At 69.2% G+C, this 14263-nt stretch carries 13 protein-coding genes; 3 read left to right on the top strand and 10 right to left on the bottom strand.

Annotated features, from left to right (window positions below; genetic code table 11):
- Positions 1 to 29: 29 nt before the first annotated feature.
- Positions 30 to 1379: a DNA repair protein RadA gene (radA, locus tag FHS13_RS14175; protein WP_184292365.1), complete on the top strand. Its 1350-nt coding sequence runs from the start codon at positions 30 to 32 to the stop codon at positions 1377 to 1379.
- A 14-nt stretch (positions 1380 to 1393) separates the two neighbouring features.
- On the opposite strand, the gene FHS13_RS14170 is transcribed toward radA, so the two are convergent.
- Both FHS13_RS14170 and FHS13_RS14165 read right to left on the bottom strand, forming a co-directional pair.
- The gene (locus FHS13_RS14170; RefSeq protein ID WP_184292538.1) at positions 1394 to 1747 is read right to left on the bottom strand and encodes an SSI family serine proteinase inhibitor; all 354 of its coding nucleotides are present in this window, start codon (positions 1745 to 1747) and stop codon (positions 1394 to 1396) included.
- 112 nt (positions 1748 to 1859) lie between these two features.
- The gene (locus tag FHS13_RS14165; RefSeq protein WP_184292364.1) at positions 1860 to 2642 is read right to left on the bottom strand and encodes a hypothetical protein; all 783 of its coding nucleotides are present in this window, start codon (positions 2640 to 2642) and stop codon (positions 1860 to 1862) included.
- Between the two features lie 64 nt (positions 2643 to 2706).
- Between FHS13_RS14165 and FHS13_RS14160 the strand changes: the two genes are divergently transcribed.
- Positions 2707 to 3582 (top strand): HhH-GPD family protein, encoded by an 876-nt coding sequence (locus FHS13_RS14160; RefSeq protein WP_184292363.1) that lies wholly within the window; start codon positions 2707 to 2709, stop codon positions 3580 to 3582.
- Between the two features lie 84 nt (positions 3583 to 3666).
- Here FHS13_RS14160 and FHS13_RS14155 read toward each other — a convergent pair whose 3' ends face one another.
- The 7 genes from FHS13_RS14155 to lysX form a co-directional block, all read right to left on the bottom strand.
- Complete coding sequence (locus tag FHS13_RS14155; protein ID WP_343065032.1) at positions 3667 to 4461, bottom strand: thioredoxin-like domain-containing protein; 795 nt, start codon at positions 4459 to 4461, stop codon at positions 3667 to 3669.
- 102 nt (positions 4462 to 4563) lie between these two features.
- Entirely contained in the window at positions 4564 to 7071 is a 2508-nt protein-coding gene (locus FHS13_RS14150; protein ID WP_184292362.1) for an ATP-dependent Clp protease ATP-binding subunit, read from the bottom strand.
- A gap of 664 nt (positions 7072 to 7735) precedes the next feature.
- Positions 7736 to 8077, bottom strand: coding sequence for a histone-like nucleoid-structuring protein Lsr2 (locus FHS13_RS14145; protein WP_184292361.1), 342 nt, complete (start codon positions 8075 to 8077; stop codon positions 7736 to 7738).
- Positions 8078 to 8287: 210 nt separating this feature from the next.
- The gene (locus tag FHS13_RS14140) at positions 8288 to 8572 is read right to left on the bottom strand and encodes a hypothetical protein (protein ID WP_184292360.1); all 285 of its coding nucleotides are present in this window, start codon (positions 8570 to 8572) and stop codon (positions 8288 to 8290) included.
- Positions 8573 to 9074: 502 nt separating this feature from the next.
- Positions 9075 to 9644, bottom strand: coding sequence for an amino-acid N-acetyltransferase (locus FHS13_RS14135; RefSeq protein WP_184292359.1), 570 nt, complete (start codon positions 9642 to 9644; stop codon positions 9075 to 9077).
- A 125-nt stretch (positions 9645 to 9769) separates the two neighbouring features.
- On the bottom strand, positions 9770 to 10081 hold the full coding sequence (locus FHS13_RS14130; protein ID WP_184292536.1) for a LuxR C-terminal-related transcriptional regulator: 312 nt from the start codon (positions 10079 to 10081) through the stop codon (positions 9770 to 9772).
- Positions 10082 to 10712: 631 nt separating this feature from the next.
- On the bottom strand, positions 10713 to 12215 hold the full coding sequence (gene lysX / locus FHS13_RS14125; protein ID WP_184292358.1) for a bifunctional lysylphosphatidylglycerol synthetase/lysine--tRNA ligase LysX: 1503 nt from the start codon (positions 12213 to 12215) through the stop codon (positions 10713 to 10715).
- A gap of 157 nt (positions 12216 to 12372) precedes the next feature.
- Here lysX and FHS13_RS14120 point away from each other — a divergent pair, with 157 nt between their 5' ends.
- Positions 12373 to 13317: a cation diffusion facilitator family transporter gene (locus FHS13_RS14120; RefSeq protein ID WP_184292357.1), complete on the top strand. Its 945-nt coding sequence runs from the start codon at positions 12373 to 12375 to the stop codon at positions 13315 to 13317.
- Between the two features lie 119 nt (positions 13318 to 13436).
- Here the strand turns inward: FHS13_RS14120 and FHS13_RS14115 are convergent, their stop codons facing one another.
- Complete coding sequence (locus tag FHS13_RS14115) at positions 13437 to 14219, bottom strand: type III pantothenate kinase (protein ID WP_184292356.1); 783 nt, start codon at positions 14217 to 14219, stop codon at positions 13437 to 13439.
- Positions 14220 to 14263: the final 44 nt, after the last annotated feature.

Below are 14263 nucleotides of genomic sequence, written 5' to 3'. Positions count from 1 at the left end.
AGCCGCCGAACATGCCCTAGCGTGGCGGCATGGCCAAAGCGAAGACGACGTTCCGGTGCACCGAGTGCGGGTGGAGCACCTTCAAGTGGGTGGGCCGCTGCGGCGAGTGCCAGGCGTGGGGGACCGTCGAGGAGGCGGGCGCCCCCGCTCCCTCCGCGATCGTTCCCGCGGCGGTCACGAGCAGGGCCCGGCCCATCACCGAGATCAGCGTGGAGAGCGCGGAGGCGGTGCCCACCGGTATCGGCGAGCTCGACCGCGTCCTGGGCGGTGGGGCGGTCCCCGGCGGTGTCGTCCTGCTCGCCGGCGAGCCGGGCGTCGGCAAGTCGACACTGCTGCTGGAGGTCGCCGCCCGCCGTGCCGCGGACGGCCCCGTGCTGTACGTGACCGGCGAGGAGTCCGCCGGACAGGTGCGGCTGCGTGCCGAGCGCCTGGGGGCGCTCTCCGACAAGCTCTACCTCGCGGCCGAGACCTCCATCGCCTCCCTGGCCAGCCACGTGGACGCGGTCGGCCCCGGTCTGCTCATCGTCGACTCGGTGCAGACCATGGTCTCCCCCGACACCTCGGGGGTACCGGGCGGTGTCACCCAGGTCCGCCAGGTGACCGGTGCGCTGATCCAGATCGCCAAGGAGCGCGGAATCGCCACCATCCTGGTCGGCCACGTCACCAAGGACGGGTCCATCGCGGGACCGCGCCTGCTGGAGCACCTGGTGGACGTGGTGCTGCACTTCGAGGGCGAGCGGCACTCCCAGTTGCGCCTGCTGCGCGCGGTCAAGAACCGCTACGGTCCCACCGACGAGATCGGCTGCTTCGAGCTCACCGAGAGCGGCATCGTCGGTCTGGCGGACCCCAGCGGCCTCTTCCTCACCGAGCGCACCGATCCTGTCCCGGGAACGTGCATCACCGTCGCGCTGGAGGGTCGGCGCCCCATCATCACCGAGGTCCAGGCACTGGTCGCACCCACTCCCCTGCCCGCGCCCCGCCGGGCGACCTCCGGCCTGGACACCTCGCGCGTGAACATGATCCTCGCGGTCCTGGAGAAGCGCACGGGCATGAAGCTCGCCAGCCTGGACGTGTACGCCTCCACCGTGGGCGGCGTGCGCCTGACCGAGCCCGCCGTGGACCTGGCTCTGGCGATGGCCGCGGGCAGCTCCCACAACGACGTCGCCCTCCCCCGGGAGCTGGTCGCCATCGGCGAGGTGGGGCTGGCCGGCGACGTGCGTGCGGTCACCGGGATCCGCCGCCGTGTGTCCGAGGCCCAGCGCCTGGGGTTCACCGAGGCGATCGTCCCCAAGCATTTCGGCGACCCGGTCCCGGGGATCCGCGTCCACGAGGTGGAGGAGCTGAGCGAGGCCCTGACCAGGGTGAGGCGCCGCCGCTGACGGCGGTCGCGGGCTCAGAAGTCGAAGACCGGGCCCTTGGCCGACCTCAGCACGCACGAGTTGCCGAAGGTCTCCTCGTACTCCTCGGCACCCTCGGCGCGGGCGGTCACGGGCGCGTGCTCCATGGTGCAGAACGCGCCGCTCTCGGCGGTGACCCCGCTGATCGAGCCGGACTCGGCGATGGCGTCGCAGGCCTCCCCCGCCCGGGGGTGGGTGCCGCGGGCGGTCACGCAGTCGAGCGTCACCTCGCGCCTCTCACCCGAGCCGTCGACCCGGGCGAGCGTGTACCGGTCCTGCGATCGGACGTCCTCGGCAGCCACCGGGGCGGTGGACAGGACGGCGGCCACCGCCAGGCTCGCGGCGATCATGTGTTTCACAGCAACTCCCCTCTACAGACACAGATGGTAGCCACTCGAACGCTCTGAGGAGCGGAAATGCCGGAACCCGCCTCCGGCGGGGCGGGTTCCGGCGTGCCCGTGTTCAGGCCTTGATCTGAAACACCAGCTGCGACGTGTCCCCGGCCAGGCCACCGTGCAGGTTCGCCCGGTACCAGCCCGGTTTGGCGTTCACGACGTCGTCACGGCAGTCGGTGAAGGAGCGGGTCCGGTCCCAGTCGACGGTGATCTCGTGGGGCACGCCCCGCTCCAGCTGCCGCCTGTCGCTCTCCCCCTCCGCGCAGTCGGCGGTGGAGAAGATGCGGTCGTCGCCGGAGTGGATACGCACCTCCAGGGCCTCGCCGCCCACGTCCACGGTGCAGGTCTGATCGCTCGTGTTCACCACGGTGACCTCGAAGCCCGGCTGCTCCCCGGCCCCGTAGACCTCCTTGTCCTTCTTCGCGAAGTCGAAGGTCACCACCACGTCCTGCGGGCGGCAGAGGTCCTCGGGCTTCTCGGGCGCGGCGGCCCCGGCGCCCGATCCCCCTTCGGCTCCTCCCGATCCTCCGGATCCCCCGGAGCCACCCGCCTCGACGGCCTCGCCCGTGCCCTCCCCCGCCGAGGGCGAGGCCTCGGGGTCGTCCCCGACCTCCGCATCCCCGTCCGAGGGGTCGGCCTCGGGTCCCGCGGTCGCCCCGCCCTCCTCCGGTGGGACACTGGGGGAGGGTTCCTCGAGGCTCGCGTCCGACCGGGTCGTCCCGTCCTCCTCGGAGCTGGGCCTGCACGCCCACACGATCAGGGTGAGCACCAGAAGAACCCCGGCAAAGACAAAGGCACGCCGCTTCCAATAGATGTCACGGCTCACAGGATGTCCGGTACTTGACGCCATGCGCCGTAGTATTGCGGTTTTGCGTGCGCCCCACCTACTCAACCCGCCGACCACCCGTTTAAAGATGAGCGATAACCCTTACAGCACCGCGGTTCTGGCGTGGTACGAGGCCCATGCCCGCGACCTTCCCTGGAGGCACCCCGACGCTTCGCCGTGGTCGGTCCTCGTCAGCGAGATCATGCTCCAGCAGACACCCGTCGTACGGGTGCTGCCGGCCTGGAAGGCCTGGACGGAACGCTGGCCCACACCCGCCGACCTGGCAAAAGAGCCGTCCGGGGAGGCGGTCCGCATGTGGAACCGCCTCGGCTACCCGCGCCGGGCCCTGCGCCTGCACGCCTGCGCCAAGGCCATCACCGAGGAGCACGGCGGGCAGGTCCCCGACGACCACGCCACGCTTCTGTCCCTTCCCGGTGTCGGCGCGTACACGGCCGCGGCCGTCGCGAGCTTCGCCTTCGGACAGCGCCACGCCATTCTGGACACGAATGTCCGGCGCGTCTTGGCCAGGGCCGAAAGCGGAATTGAATACCCACCGAAAACACAGACCAAGGCGGAGACGGCCCTCGCCGAGTCCCTCTTGCCGCCCGAACCGTCGGTCGCCGCCCGCTGGGGCGTGGCCGTGATGGAGCTCGGCGCGCTCGTGTGCACGGCGCGCAATCCGGCGTGCGCCGACTGCCCCATCGCCGGGCAGTGCGCGTGGAAGCTCGCCGGCAAGCCCCCTTACGACGGCCCGCCCCGCCGCGGCCAGACCTACGCGGGCACCGACCGCCAGGTGCGCGGCCGCCTCCTGGCCGTCCTGCGCGACGCGGTCGGCCCCGTCCCCAAGACCGCCCTCGACGCCGTCTGGGACGACCACATCCAGCGCGAGCGCGCCCTGGACGCCCTCGTGGTCGACGGTCTCGTGGACCCTCTCGACGACGGCCGCTACGCCCTTCCGAGCTGAGTCAGGGGCGCACGGCCGCCTTCGGGGCCCCGTGCGTGCACCCCTGCGGCGGGGCCGCCGGGAGCCCCGCCGGCGTCGGCCGTGTCAGGCGGTGACTCCTCCGTCGGCGCCGGCACCGGCCCCGGGGTCGGACTCGGTACCGGAGTGGGCGCCGCTGCAGGCCGCGCCGGGCTCGGGGGTGGCGGGCCCCTGGACGTAGTCCCGCAGGAAGATCTCCAGGGCCGGGTCGAAGGGGTCCTCGAAGGAGATCTGCGCTCCCCACGCCGAGGCCACGACCGGGGCGGGCAGGCCGTCCTGCGGGCTCACCACGATGTAGGCACCGGGGTCGTAGAGCGAGGCCAGGTGGTCGGACTCCTCGGCGGAGAGGGACGGGTCGTAGGTGATCCACACCGCGCCGTGCTCCATCGAGTGGACCACGTACTCGCTCTGCAAGGGCTCGTCGTAGACGCCGCAGTTCTGCCACATCGGGTAGTGGGGTCCGCCCACGGGCGGGTACATGCCGTAGTCGACGGTCTCGCCGACCTCCACGTGGGTGGCGTCCAGGTCCTCGTAGATCTGCACGGTCGCACCGCCGGCCGCCGCCGCTCCGCCGGCAAGGGCCGTGTAGGCCCAGATCCCGGCGCCGGCCACGGCCAGGAGGAGGACGGCCGCCACCGCGACGACGATCGCGACGACACCTCCGCTGCTCTTGCGCTGCGGGACCGGGGCTCCCGGCGGATACGGGTGGGGCGGCTGCCCGTATCCGGGAGGCGGAGGTCCGCCGGGCGGCATCCCGTACTGTCCGGGCGGCCCCTGCGGAACCGGTCCCGGGTACTGCTGCGGTTGTCCGTGTCCGGACGGGCGGGGGTCCGGGTTGTGAGGGTTCGGTGGGTAGGTCACATTCGAAACCCTAACCGGTCCGACTCCGTTTCCACAGACGGCCGAAGACACGGCGCGGGGCGCCCCCGAAGGGGCGCCCCTGTCTCCGTGCTTCCGATGTCGTCAGTCGCGCTTGCCCGCGGCCGACTCCACCTCGGGCGTGTCCGGCACCGCGGCCGGCTTGGGCACACCCTTGAAGGTGAACTTGGCGTCGGAGCCCTCGCCCTCGGCGTCGATCACCACGATCTGGCCGGCCTTGAGGTCGCCGAACAGGATCTTCTCCGACAGCTGGTCCTCGATCTCCCGCTGGATCGTCCTGCGCAGAGGACGGGCGCCCAGCACCGGGTCGAAGCCGCGCTCGGAGAGGATCTTCTTCGCCGCGGGGCGCAGCTCGATCCCCATGTCCTTCTCCTTGAGGCGGCTGTCGAGGCTGGTGATCATCAGGTCGACGATCTGGAAGATCTCCTGCTCGGTCAGCTGGTGGAAGACGATGATGTCGTCCACGCGGTTGAGGAACTCCGGCCGGAAGTTCTGCTTGAGCTCCTCGCTGACCTTGGCCTTCATCCGCTCGTAGTTGGTCTGGGCGTCGCTCTCCTTGGCGAAGCCCATCGCCACGCCCTTGGAGATGTCACGCGTACCCAGGTTGGTGGTCATGATGATGACCGTGTTCTTGAAGTCGACGTTGCGACCCTGGGCGTCGGTGAGACGACCCTCCTCCAGCACCTGCAGGAGCGAGTTGAAGATGTCGTTGTGGGCCTTCTCGATCTCGTCGAACAGCACCACCGAGAACGGCTTGCGCCGCACCTTCTCGGTGAGCTGGCCGCCCTCCTCGTAGCCCACGTATCCGGGCGGGGAGCCGAACAGCCGCGAGACCGTGTGCTTCTCCATGAACTCGGACATGTCCAGCTGGATCAGCGCGTCCTCGTCCCCGAACAGGAACTCGGCCAGGGTCTTGGACAGCTCGGTCTTGCCCACGCCGGACGGGCCGGCGAAGATGAACGAACCACCGGGACGCTTGGGGTCCTTCAGGCCCGCGCGGGTGCGGCGGATGGCCTGCGAGAGCGCCTTGACGGCGTCCTTCTGGCCGATGACCCGCTGGTGCAGCTCGTCCTCCATGCGCAGCAGGCGCGAGGACTCCTCCTCGGTCAGCTTGAAGACCGGGATACCGGTGGAGGCGGCCAGGACCTCGGCGATGAGCTCCTCGTCCACCTCGGCCACGACGTCCATGTCGCCGGCCTTCCACTCCTTCTCCCGCTGCGCCTTCTTGGCCAGGAGCTGCTTCTCGTCGTCGCGCAGGGACGCGGCCTTCTCGAAGTCCTGCGCGTCGATCGCCGCCTCCTTGTCGCGGCGCACCCCGGCGATCTTCTCGTCGAACTCGCGCAGGTCCGGCGGCGCGGTCATGCGGCGGATGCGCATGCGCGAGCCGGCCTCGTCGATGAGGTCGATCGCCTTGTCCGGCAGGAAGCGGTCGCTGATGTAGCGGTCGGCCAGATTGGCCGCGGCCACCAGCGCGCTGTCGGTGATGGAGACCCGGTGGTGGGCCTCGTAGCGGTCGCGCAGACCCTTGAGGATCTCGATCGCGTGCGCGATGGTCGGCTCGTCGACCTGGATCGGCTGGAAGCGGCGCTCGAGGGCCGCGTCCTTCTCCAGGTACTTGCGGTACTCGTCCAGCGTGGTCGCACCGATGGTCTGCAGCTCACCCCGCGCCAGCATGGGCTTGAGGATGGAGGCGGCGTCTATGGCGCCCTCCGCCGCGCCCGCGCCGACCAGCGTGTGCAGCTCGTCGATGAAGAGGATGATGTCGCCGCGGGTGCGGATCTCCTTGAGCACCTTCTTCAGGCGTTCCTCGAAGTCACCGCGGTAGCGGCTGCCCGCGACCAGGGCGCCCAGGTCGAGGGTGTACAGCTGCTTGTCCTTGAGCGTCTCGGGGATCTCTCCCTTGACGATCTTCTGGGCCAGACCCTCGACGACGGCCGTCTTTCCGACACCGGGCTCGCCGATCAGGACCGGGTTGTTCTTGGTCCTGCGGGACAGGACCTGCATGACCCGCTCGATCTCCTTGTCCCGGCCGATCACCGGGTCGAGCTTGCTCTCCCGGGCGGCCTGGGTCAGGTTGCGGCCGAACTGGTCCAGCACCAGCGAGGTCGAGGGAGCCGACTCGGAGGCTCCCGCGGTGGCCTGCGTCTCCTTGCCCTGGTAGCCGTGCAGCAGCTGGATGACCTGCTGGCGCACACGGTTGAGGTCCGCACCCAGCTTGACCAGGACCTGGGCGGCCACACCCTCGCCCTCGCGGATCAGGCCGAGCAGGATGTGCTCCGTACCGATGTAGTTGTGGCCGAGCTGGAGGGCCTCGCGCAGCGAGAGCTCCAGGACCTTCTTCGCGCGCGGAGTGAAGGGGATGTGGCCCGACGGCGCCTGCTGGCCCTGACCGATGATCTCCTCGACCTGCTGCCGAACCGCTTCGAGGCTGATACCGAGGCTTTCCAGAGCCTTGGCGGCGACGCCCTCACCCTCGTGGATGAGGCCGAGCAGGATGTGCTCCGTACCGATGTAGTTGTGGTTGAGCATCCTGGCCTCTTCCTGGGCCAGGACCACCACTCGCCTTGCGCGGTCGGTAAACCTCTCGAACATGTCTCGTCGCTCCTCTACAGAGCGGTCAGGCAGGGCCGGTTCCCACCGACCCGACTCTTCCGCATATCGGCCCCACAGGGATAACCGCCCCGGGGAGCACTGTCGCACCTGCCCGTCCACCCGGCCGGATGCCGAGCGGGCGGACGTCTCCACATGGCCGGCCGCAGCCGTCCGTGCCAGAGACTTTCCCCGACGATAGGGCGTTCATCCACATCCAACTACCAATTGCGGCATCAGATTTCCCTGTACGCCGAAGGCGAACGGCCCGGGCGCTCTCCGAGAGGAAGAGTGCCCGGGCCGTTGCATGTGCGGACCGGTTTATCGGCTCTGAGCGAACACGAACCGTGAGTTGTTCACCGAAAGCGAAATGCGCAGAAAACAGGAGGCCGATCGGCAGCGGTGCGCCCTCCCGGGGACCGGTGGCCGTCTCCGCGGCCGCCACCCCGCCACCGGCGGCGCCGGGCCGTACGGTGCTGCCCCGCGGGCGCGGCGTGGCAGGTGCTCCCCTGTCGCCGTACCGAGGCGCACGGAGTCGCGGCTCGCGCGCGGGCACGGACCCGCGGACGCCCGGCGGCGAGGGAAGCGGGATTACTTTTCCCGCCGTCGATTCCTCGGCCTTCCGGGACCTGACGGCATTCCGGCTTGCGGGAGATCGGGCATGAGGTCAGCCCTTGATGGCCTCATATTCGGCGACGATGGCGGCGGGGATACGCCCGCGCTCATTCACCGGCTTGCCGGCGGCCTTCGCCCACGCGCGAATCTCGGCGCTGCGCTCACGGCTGGGAGCATTACGGCTGGCGCTACGGCGACCGGCGCCGCGGGCCGGCTTGGGCGATGCCTTGCGAGCGGCCTCGACGAACGGAGTAAGGGCCTCACGAAGCTTGGCGGCATTACCGGCGCTGAGGTCGATTTCGTACACGGATCCGTCCAGACCGAACGTCACCGTCTCCTCGGCCTCGCCGCCGTCGAGGTCGTCTACCAGAAAAACCTGGACCTTCTGTGCCATGGATTCAAACCTTTCAGAGGAGCGGTGTCTCCACACCTGAATATAAAGCTATCTTGCACCCAGACGAAACACAATTGGCCGCGTGCCGTAAATCGTCACGTACGGGCCGGGGTTTCGGGTACGCCGAAGATGCGCGGCGGCTTCACGCGGCCTGCGCGGGCGGGGAGGCGGCCACTGCTCCGCCTCGGGTGCGATCGTTCGAGTACCGTGTCAACGACCTTCGGATTCGGGTCGTTCCCCGTCCTGGGCATTCGATGTGCCGTTCATCGCTCCGGCTTCCCCGGCCTGGCTCCGAGCGTCCTTGTCGCTGCTCCCGGCCGGAGCGTCCTCGTCTTTGCCCACCGGGCTTCCGTCCATCCTCCGCGGCGCCATCTCCCTGCGCAGCAGCTTGATGATGAAGTAGCAGAAGACGAAGGCGACGAGAGCCGGAGGGGTGAGCGCCGACAAAACATCGATCAGCCCAGGAGAGAGCACCGATGACAAAAAATCCCCCATGGCAGCGGTCCACCCTTCCTGGTTGTTACTTATTGCAGCAAATACCCGACTCAGGGTCGGTACACTCCCGGGGGATGGCGCCCGGCAGGACGGGCAAAGGCATACCGGACATCATAGACACCGCTTGCCTCTCGTTTGGCCGAGCGTTTGGCACGGACGCACTGTGTGCCGCCCCGGCAAAGCCGGTACTGCCAATGCTCGGCGAACCGAGGACATCCGGGCCCCGCGTCCCGTTCCGTATCGAACGTGCATCGAACCCGCATCAGATGTGTTCGTACGGTTACGGAAGCCGGTGAAATCACAACCCTTCGTCACCGCTCTCCGTCCCACTCGTCCCGAACTCGATCGACCAGGGTTCGCAGGTACACATTACCTGTCCTCTTCCACTTCCATACCACGCGGTGCCGTTAAGCGCGTGCCCTCGACCGGATCCTCCGAGCTTCTCGAGACGCCCTTAGGAGAGCGTTTGGCGGAACACCGTACCGGGTGACTACGAAAACCTTTAGCTGTCGGTGCCTTCGGTCTCCGGGCCGAGGTGGACGAGCATCCTCGTGTTCCCGAGAGTGTTGGGTTTGACTCGTTCGAGGTCCAGGAATTCGGCGACGCCCTCGTCGTAGGAACGGAGGAGTTCCTCGTACACCCGCGTCGACACAGGGGTTCCCCTGATGGGGGCAAAGCCGTGTTTGGCGAAGAAAGCCGTCTCGAATGTCAGGCAGAACACACGGCGCACGCCCAGCGCGCGGGCGGTGTCGAGCAGTGCGGACACGATCCGGTGTCCGACGCCGAGGCCGCGCAGGGAGGGATCCACCGCGACGGTGCGCACCTCGGCCAGGTCCTCCCAGAGCACGTGCAGGGCCCCGCAGCCCACCACGCGCGGCTCCCGCTCCCCGGGGTCCGCTCCGTCCGCGGGCGGCAGGGCCTCGGCGACCCAGAACTCCTGGATGTCCTCGTAGAGGTTGACGGTGCTCTTGGAGAGCACGCGCCGGTCGACGCTGTAGGTGTCGACGAGCCGGCGGATGTGGACGACGTCCCGGGTCCGGGCGCGCCGCACGTGAACATGGCGAACGGGCATAGCCGGACCAGACTATGCCCATGTGCCCCGCCGCACCTACCGGAGCGCTCTTCCCCGGCGGATGCGGCAGGTACACGGTTTCGGACCGTCCGTGCCCGCGACGGTCTCCGAGGTCTCCGCCGGACTCAGATGAGCTGGCGGCGGGCGGCCCACACGACCGCTTCGATGGGGGTGTTCACCCCGAGCACGTCACAGATGTTGCGGATGCGCCGGCGCAGGGTACGGGCGCTCAGTTCCAGGTGGCGGGCGGCCACCTCGGTGGTGACGCCGGTGGCGATCTCGGCGAGCAGCTCGATCTCCTCGGAGCTCAGCTCCACCGGCGGGTACTGCCCGAGTGCGGTCTCTCGCGAGCGGGTCTGGAGAGGAACCATGTTCTCCCGGTGCTGGAGAGTGCTCTGGTCCTCAACGGGGCGTCGTACGAGTGTGGCCTGTTCCACTCCGTCCTCCCTCATCATGTGAGTGCGGAACATCAACTCGTCACCTGGGTGGGCGCCTGGGGCGCCGAGCCGGTCTCGCGGCTCCTCTCGGTGAGCGGGGACCCGCAGCACGGCACACCCCGAGGACCCCTCTGGCACAGGGACCGGGGTTGTCGGCAGGGGCCGCACGCGCCTCCCGTCCGCTGCGGTCCGGGACGGACAGACCGCATCGGTGGGCTCACGTACGCGCGGAGGACATCGGCGCCCTCGGGCACCGTCTCCTCACGCTCTCCGCGTCACTCGTTCCACTTCGGCGAACTCACGGGCAAAGCCCGCTCACAGCACGCTAGGCGGAGGAGTGGATACCGTCAAGACCCGGTAAATTACCATGAGTAGTCACACTTGAACAGCGAGCCACACCAAAAATTCAGTCTGTGACATTCCGTGCGCTGACCTGCGTCAACGTTCGCTACCGGAGAGTAGCGAAGCAGGGCTCCCTCTCTGGAGAGAATCACGTTCTGTCTCCGTGGAGACCCGCACCTGTCCGGCCGTCGTGCTCCTTGTGGCCGGAAAGGCAGGTTTCCCCGCCGCGGTGGAGAACGCGGCGGGGCCGCCGCACCTGGGTGCGGCGGCCCCGGACCCGTTCCGGTCGCTATTCTCCGGAGGGCTTGACGATCGGGAAGAGGACGGTCTCACGGATGTTCTTCCCGGTGAAGGCCATCAGGAGCCGGTCGATGCCCACACCCACACCGCCGGTCGGCGGCATGCCGTACTCCAGTGCCCGGAGGAAGTCCTCGTCCAGCTGCATGGCCTCCGGGTCGCCCTCGGCTGCCATCAGCGACTGCTCGGTGAGGCGCCGGCGCTGCTCGACCGGGTCGACCAGCTCGGAGTAGCCCGTTCCCATCTCCATGCCGAAGCCGATGAGGTCCCACTTCTCCGTGAGCAGCGGGTCCTCCCGGTGCTGGCGGGTGAGCGGGCTCGTCTCCACCGGGAAGTCGCGCACGAAGGTCGGCTGGACCAGGGTGTGCTCCACCAGCTCCTCGAAGACGTGCTCGACCAGCTTGCCCTGGCCCCACTCCTCGCTGTACTCGACTCCCTTGTCCGCGGCCAGGCGCCGAACCTCCTCGACCGGGGTGCGCGGACCGACCTCGGCGCCGAGGGCCTCGGAGACCGCCCCGTACAGGGTGATCTGCGGCCACTCCCCACCGAGGTCGTAGCTCTCGCCGTCGCGCTCGACCACGGTGGAGCCGAACACGGCGCGGGCCGCGTCCTGGATCAGCTCGCGGGTGACGTCGGCCATGACGTTGTAGTCGGCGTAGGCCTGGTAGAACTCCAGCATCGTGAACTCGGGGTTGTGCGTGGAGTCCGCGCCCTCGTTGCGGAAGTTGCGGTTGATCTCGAAGACCCGCTCCAGACCTCCCACCACCAGCCGCTTGAGCGACAGCTCGGGGGCGATGCGCAGGTACAGGTCCATGTCGTAGGCGTTGATGTGGGTGGTGAAGGGGCGCGCCGTGGCCCCGCCGTGCACCCGCATCAGCATCGGGGTCTCGACCTCGATGTAGTCGCGTGCGGTGAGCGAGTCCCGGATGGCCCGGATGGCGGCCGAGCGGCGGCGGACCATCTGCTGGGACTCGGGGTTGACGATGAGGTCCACGTAGCGCTGCCGCACCCGGGCCTCGGGATCGGTCAGGCCCTTGTGCTTCTCCGGCAGGGGGCGCAGGCACTTGGCCGTGAGCGTCCAGGAGCGGACCATGACCGAGAGCTCGCCGCGGCGGGAGGTGACGACCTCGCCCTCCACACCCACGTGGTCGCCCAGGTCGACGTCGGTCTTCCAGGCCTCCAGGCGCTCGGCGCCGACCTGGTCCAGCGACAGCATCACCTGGAGGTCGCCGGTCTCGTCGCGCAGCGTGGCGAAGCACAGCTTGCCGCCGGTGCGGTACAGCATCACCCGGCCGGCGATGGAGACGTCGACGCCCGTGTGGGTGTCGGGCTCCAGACCCTGGTGTTTGTCACGCACGGCCTTGATCGACGCGGAACGGGGGAAGGAGACGGGAAAGGGGTCGATGCCCTGCTCCCGCAACCGGTCCAGCTTCTGGCGCCGGACTCGCATCTGTTCGGGCAGGTCGTCGTAGTTGTCGTCGTGCGCGTGGTTCACGCGCACGATCCTACCGGCGCCGCGGCGGGCCGGGGCACGGGGAAAGCCCGCGGCCGTAAAGGCGGGTGGGTGAAACCGAAAAACCGTGTCATTAGTATTGCGCTGCCCTGCCCCCGCATCCATGGTGTGCGTCAGACGAACAGGAAACGAGAAACCGGTGAGCGTTGAGGGAAGCACCAAGGCCGTGGTCACGGCCCTGGCCGCGAACATGGGGATCGCGGTCACGAAATTCGTGGCCTATGCCCTGACCGGGTCGTCGGCCATGCTGGCCGAGTCCATCCACTCGGTCGCCGATTCCAGCAACCAGGCGCTGCTGCTCATCGGCGGCAGGCGCGCTCGCAGGACCGCGACGGAGGAGCATCCGTTCGGCTACGGCAGGGAGCGCTACATCTACGCCTTCGTGGTGGCGATCGTGCTGTTCAGCGTGGGCGGCCTGTTCGCGCTCTACGAGGCCTGGCACAAGATCTCCCACCCCGAGCCGATCACCGCCTGGCGGTGGGTGCCGGTCGCCGTCCTGCTCGTGGCCATCGTCCTGGAGGCCTTCGCCCTGCGCACCGCGGTCAAGGAGTCCAACGCGGTGCGCGGCCGGGCGAGCTGGGTCCAGTTCGTGCGCCGCTCCAAGTCCCCCGAACTGCCCGTCATCCTGCTGGAGGACACCGGTGCGCTGCTCGGCCTGGTGTTCGCGCTGATCGGTGTCGGCCTGACGCTGGTCACCGGCAACGGCCTGTGGGACGGCCTGGGCACCGCCGCCATCGGCATCCTGCTGGTGGCCATCGCGGTCGTGCTGGCGATGGAGGTCAAGAGCCTGCTCATCGGGGAGTCGGCGAGCAAGGAGCACATCGGGCAGATCAAGGAGGCGATCGCGACGGTGGAGGACATCGACCGCCTCATCCACATGAAGACCCTGCACCTGGGCCCCGAGGAGCTGCTGGTCGCCGCCAAGGTCGCCGTGGACGCCCAGGACGACGCCGCGCGCGTCACCCGCGCCATCGACGAGGCCGAGTCCCGCATCCGCGCGGCCGTGCCGATCGCACGGGTCATCTACATCGAGCCCGACCTGTACCGGCCCGCCGCGCCGGCGGCCGGGCCCGCGCCGGAGTAGCGCCGGCGGGCGGCGGTGCACCTCGGCCGGGCCTCGGCCGCCCGGCCGAGCTGTTCCCCGGTCCCGTGTCCGGCGGCCGGGGCCGGGTGGGGAGGGCCCTCCCCACCCGGCCCTCCGTGTCAGCCGACGTTGCGCTCGAAGACCAGGCGCAGGCCGATGAGGGTGAGCCAGGGTTCGTGGATGTCGACGGTCTCGCACTCGTCGACGACCGTCACGGCCAGGCCCCCGGTGGCGACCACCGTCACGTCGTCCGGGGAGTCGGTGAGCTCGGCGACCATCCGGTCGACGATCCCGTCCACCTGGCCCGCGAAGCCGAACACGATGCCCGAGCGCAGGGCCTCGGTGGTGTTCTTGGCGATGGCCGCGCGCGGCCGGACGATCTCGACCATGTGCAGCTGCGCGCCGCGGCGCGAGAGCGCGTCCACGGAGATGTCGATGCCCGGGGCGATCGCCCCACCCACGTACTCCCCCTTGGTGCTGACCGCGTCGAAGGTGGTCGCCGTCCCGAAGTCCACCACCACGGCCGGGCCGCCGTAGAGGTGGCCGGCGGCCAGCGCGTTGATGATGCGGTCGCTGCCGACCTCCTTGGGGTTGTCCATCCGGATCGGCACACCCGTCTTGATGCCCGGTTCGACGATCACGGCCGGGATGTCGCCGAAGTGGCGCCGGAACATGTCGCGCATCTCGTGCTGGACAGAGGGTACCGAGCAGCACATCGCCAGGCCGTCGATGTCCTCGATTCCTCCCAGCGTGCTGCCCTCGACGAGGCCGCGCAGCACGACCGCCCACTCGTCGGCGGTGCGCCGGGGGGCGGTGCTCACCCGCCAGTGTTCGAGGAGGTCGTCGGCGTCGAAGAGACCGAAGACCGTCTCGGAGTTACCGACGTCGATCGTCAGCAGCATTGGCCCTCATCCTGGTCGAAGTGGTGTGTTCTCAGGAATCTTCC

It is taken from the genome of Nocardiopsis algeriensis (assembly GCF_014203695.1).
In the GTDB taxonomy this organism is placed as follows: domain Bacteria; phylum Actinomycetota; class Actinomycetes; order Streptosporangiales; family Streptosporangiaceae; genus Nocardiopsis; species Nocardiopsis algeriensis.
Note: the sequence above shows the minus strand (reverse complement) of the source record. Positions and strands in the feature narration are given on the sequence as shown.

Coding starts and splice junctions, on each gene's coding strand:
- radA (WP_184292365.1), top strand. CDS start 30: ATGGCCAAAGCGAAGACGACGTTCCGGTGCACCGAGTGCGGGTGGAGC.
- FHS13_RS14170 (WP_184292538.1), bottom strand. CDS start 1,747: ATGATCGCCGCGAGCCTGGCGGTGGCCGCCGTCCTGTCCACCGCCCCG.
- FHS13_RS14165 (WP_184292364.1), bottom strand. CDS start 2,642: ATGGCGTCAAGTACCGGACATCCTGTGAGCCGTGACATCTATTGGAAG.
- FHS13_RS14160 (WP_184292363.1), top strand. CDS start 2,707: ATGAGCGATAACCCTTACAGCACCGCGGTTCTGGCGTGGTACGAGGCC.
- FHS13_RS14150 (WP_184292362.1), bottom strand. CDS start 7,071: ATGTTCGAGAGGTTTACCGACCGCGCAAGGCGAGTGGTGGTCCTGGCC.
- FHS13_RS14145 (WP_184292361.1), bottom strand. CDS start 8,077: ATGGCACAGAAGGTCCAGGTTTTTCTGGTAGACGACCTCGACGGCGGC.
- FHS13_RS14140 (WP_184292360.1), bottom strand. CDS start 8,572: ATGGGGGATTTTTTGTCATCGGTGCTCTCTCCTGGGCTGATCGATGTT.
- FHS13_RS14135 (WP_184292359.1), bottom strand. CDS start 9,644: ATGCCCGTTCGCCATGTTCACGTGCGGCGCGCCCGGACCCGGGACGTC.
- FHS13_RS14115 (WP_184292356.1), bottom strand. CDS start 14,219: ATGCTGCTGACGATCGACGTCGGTAACTCCGAGACGGTCTTCGGTCTC.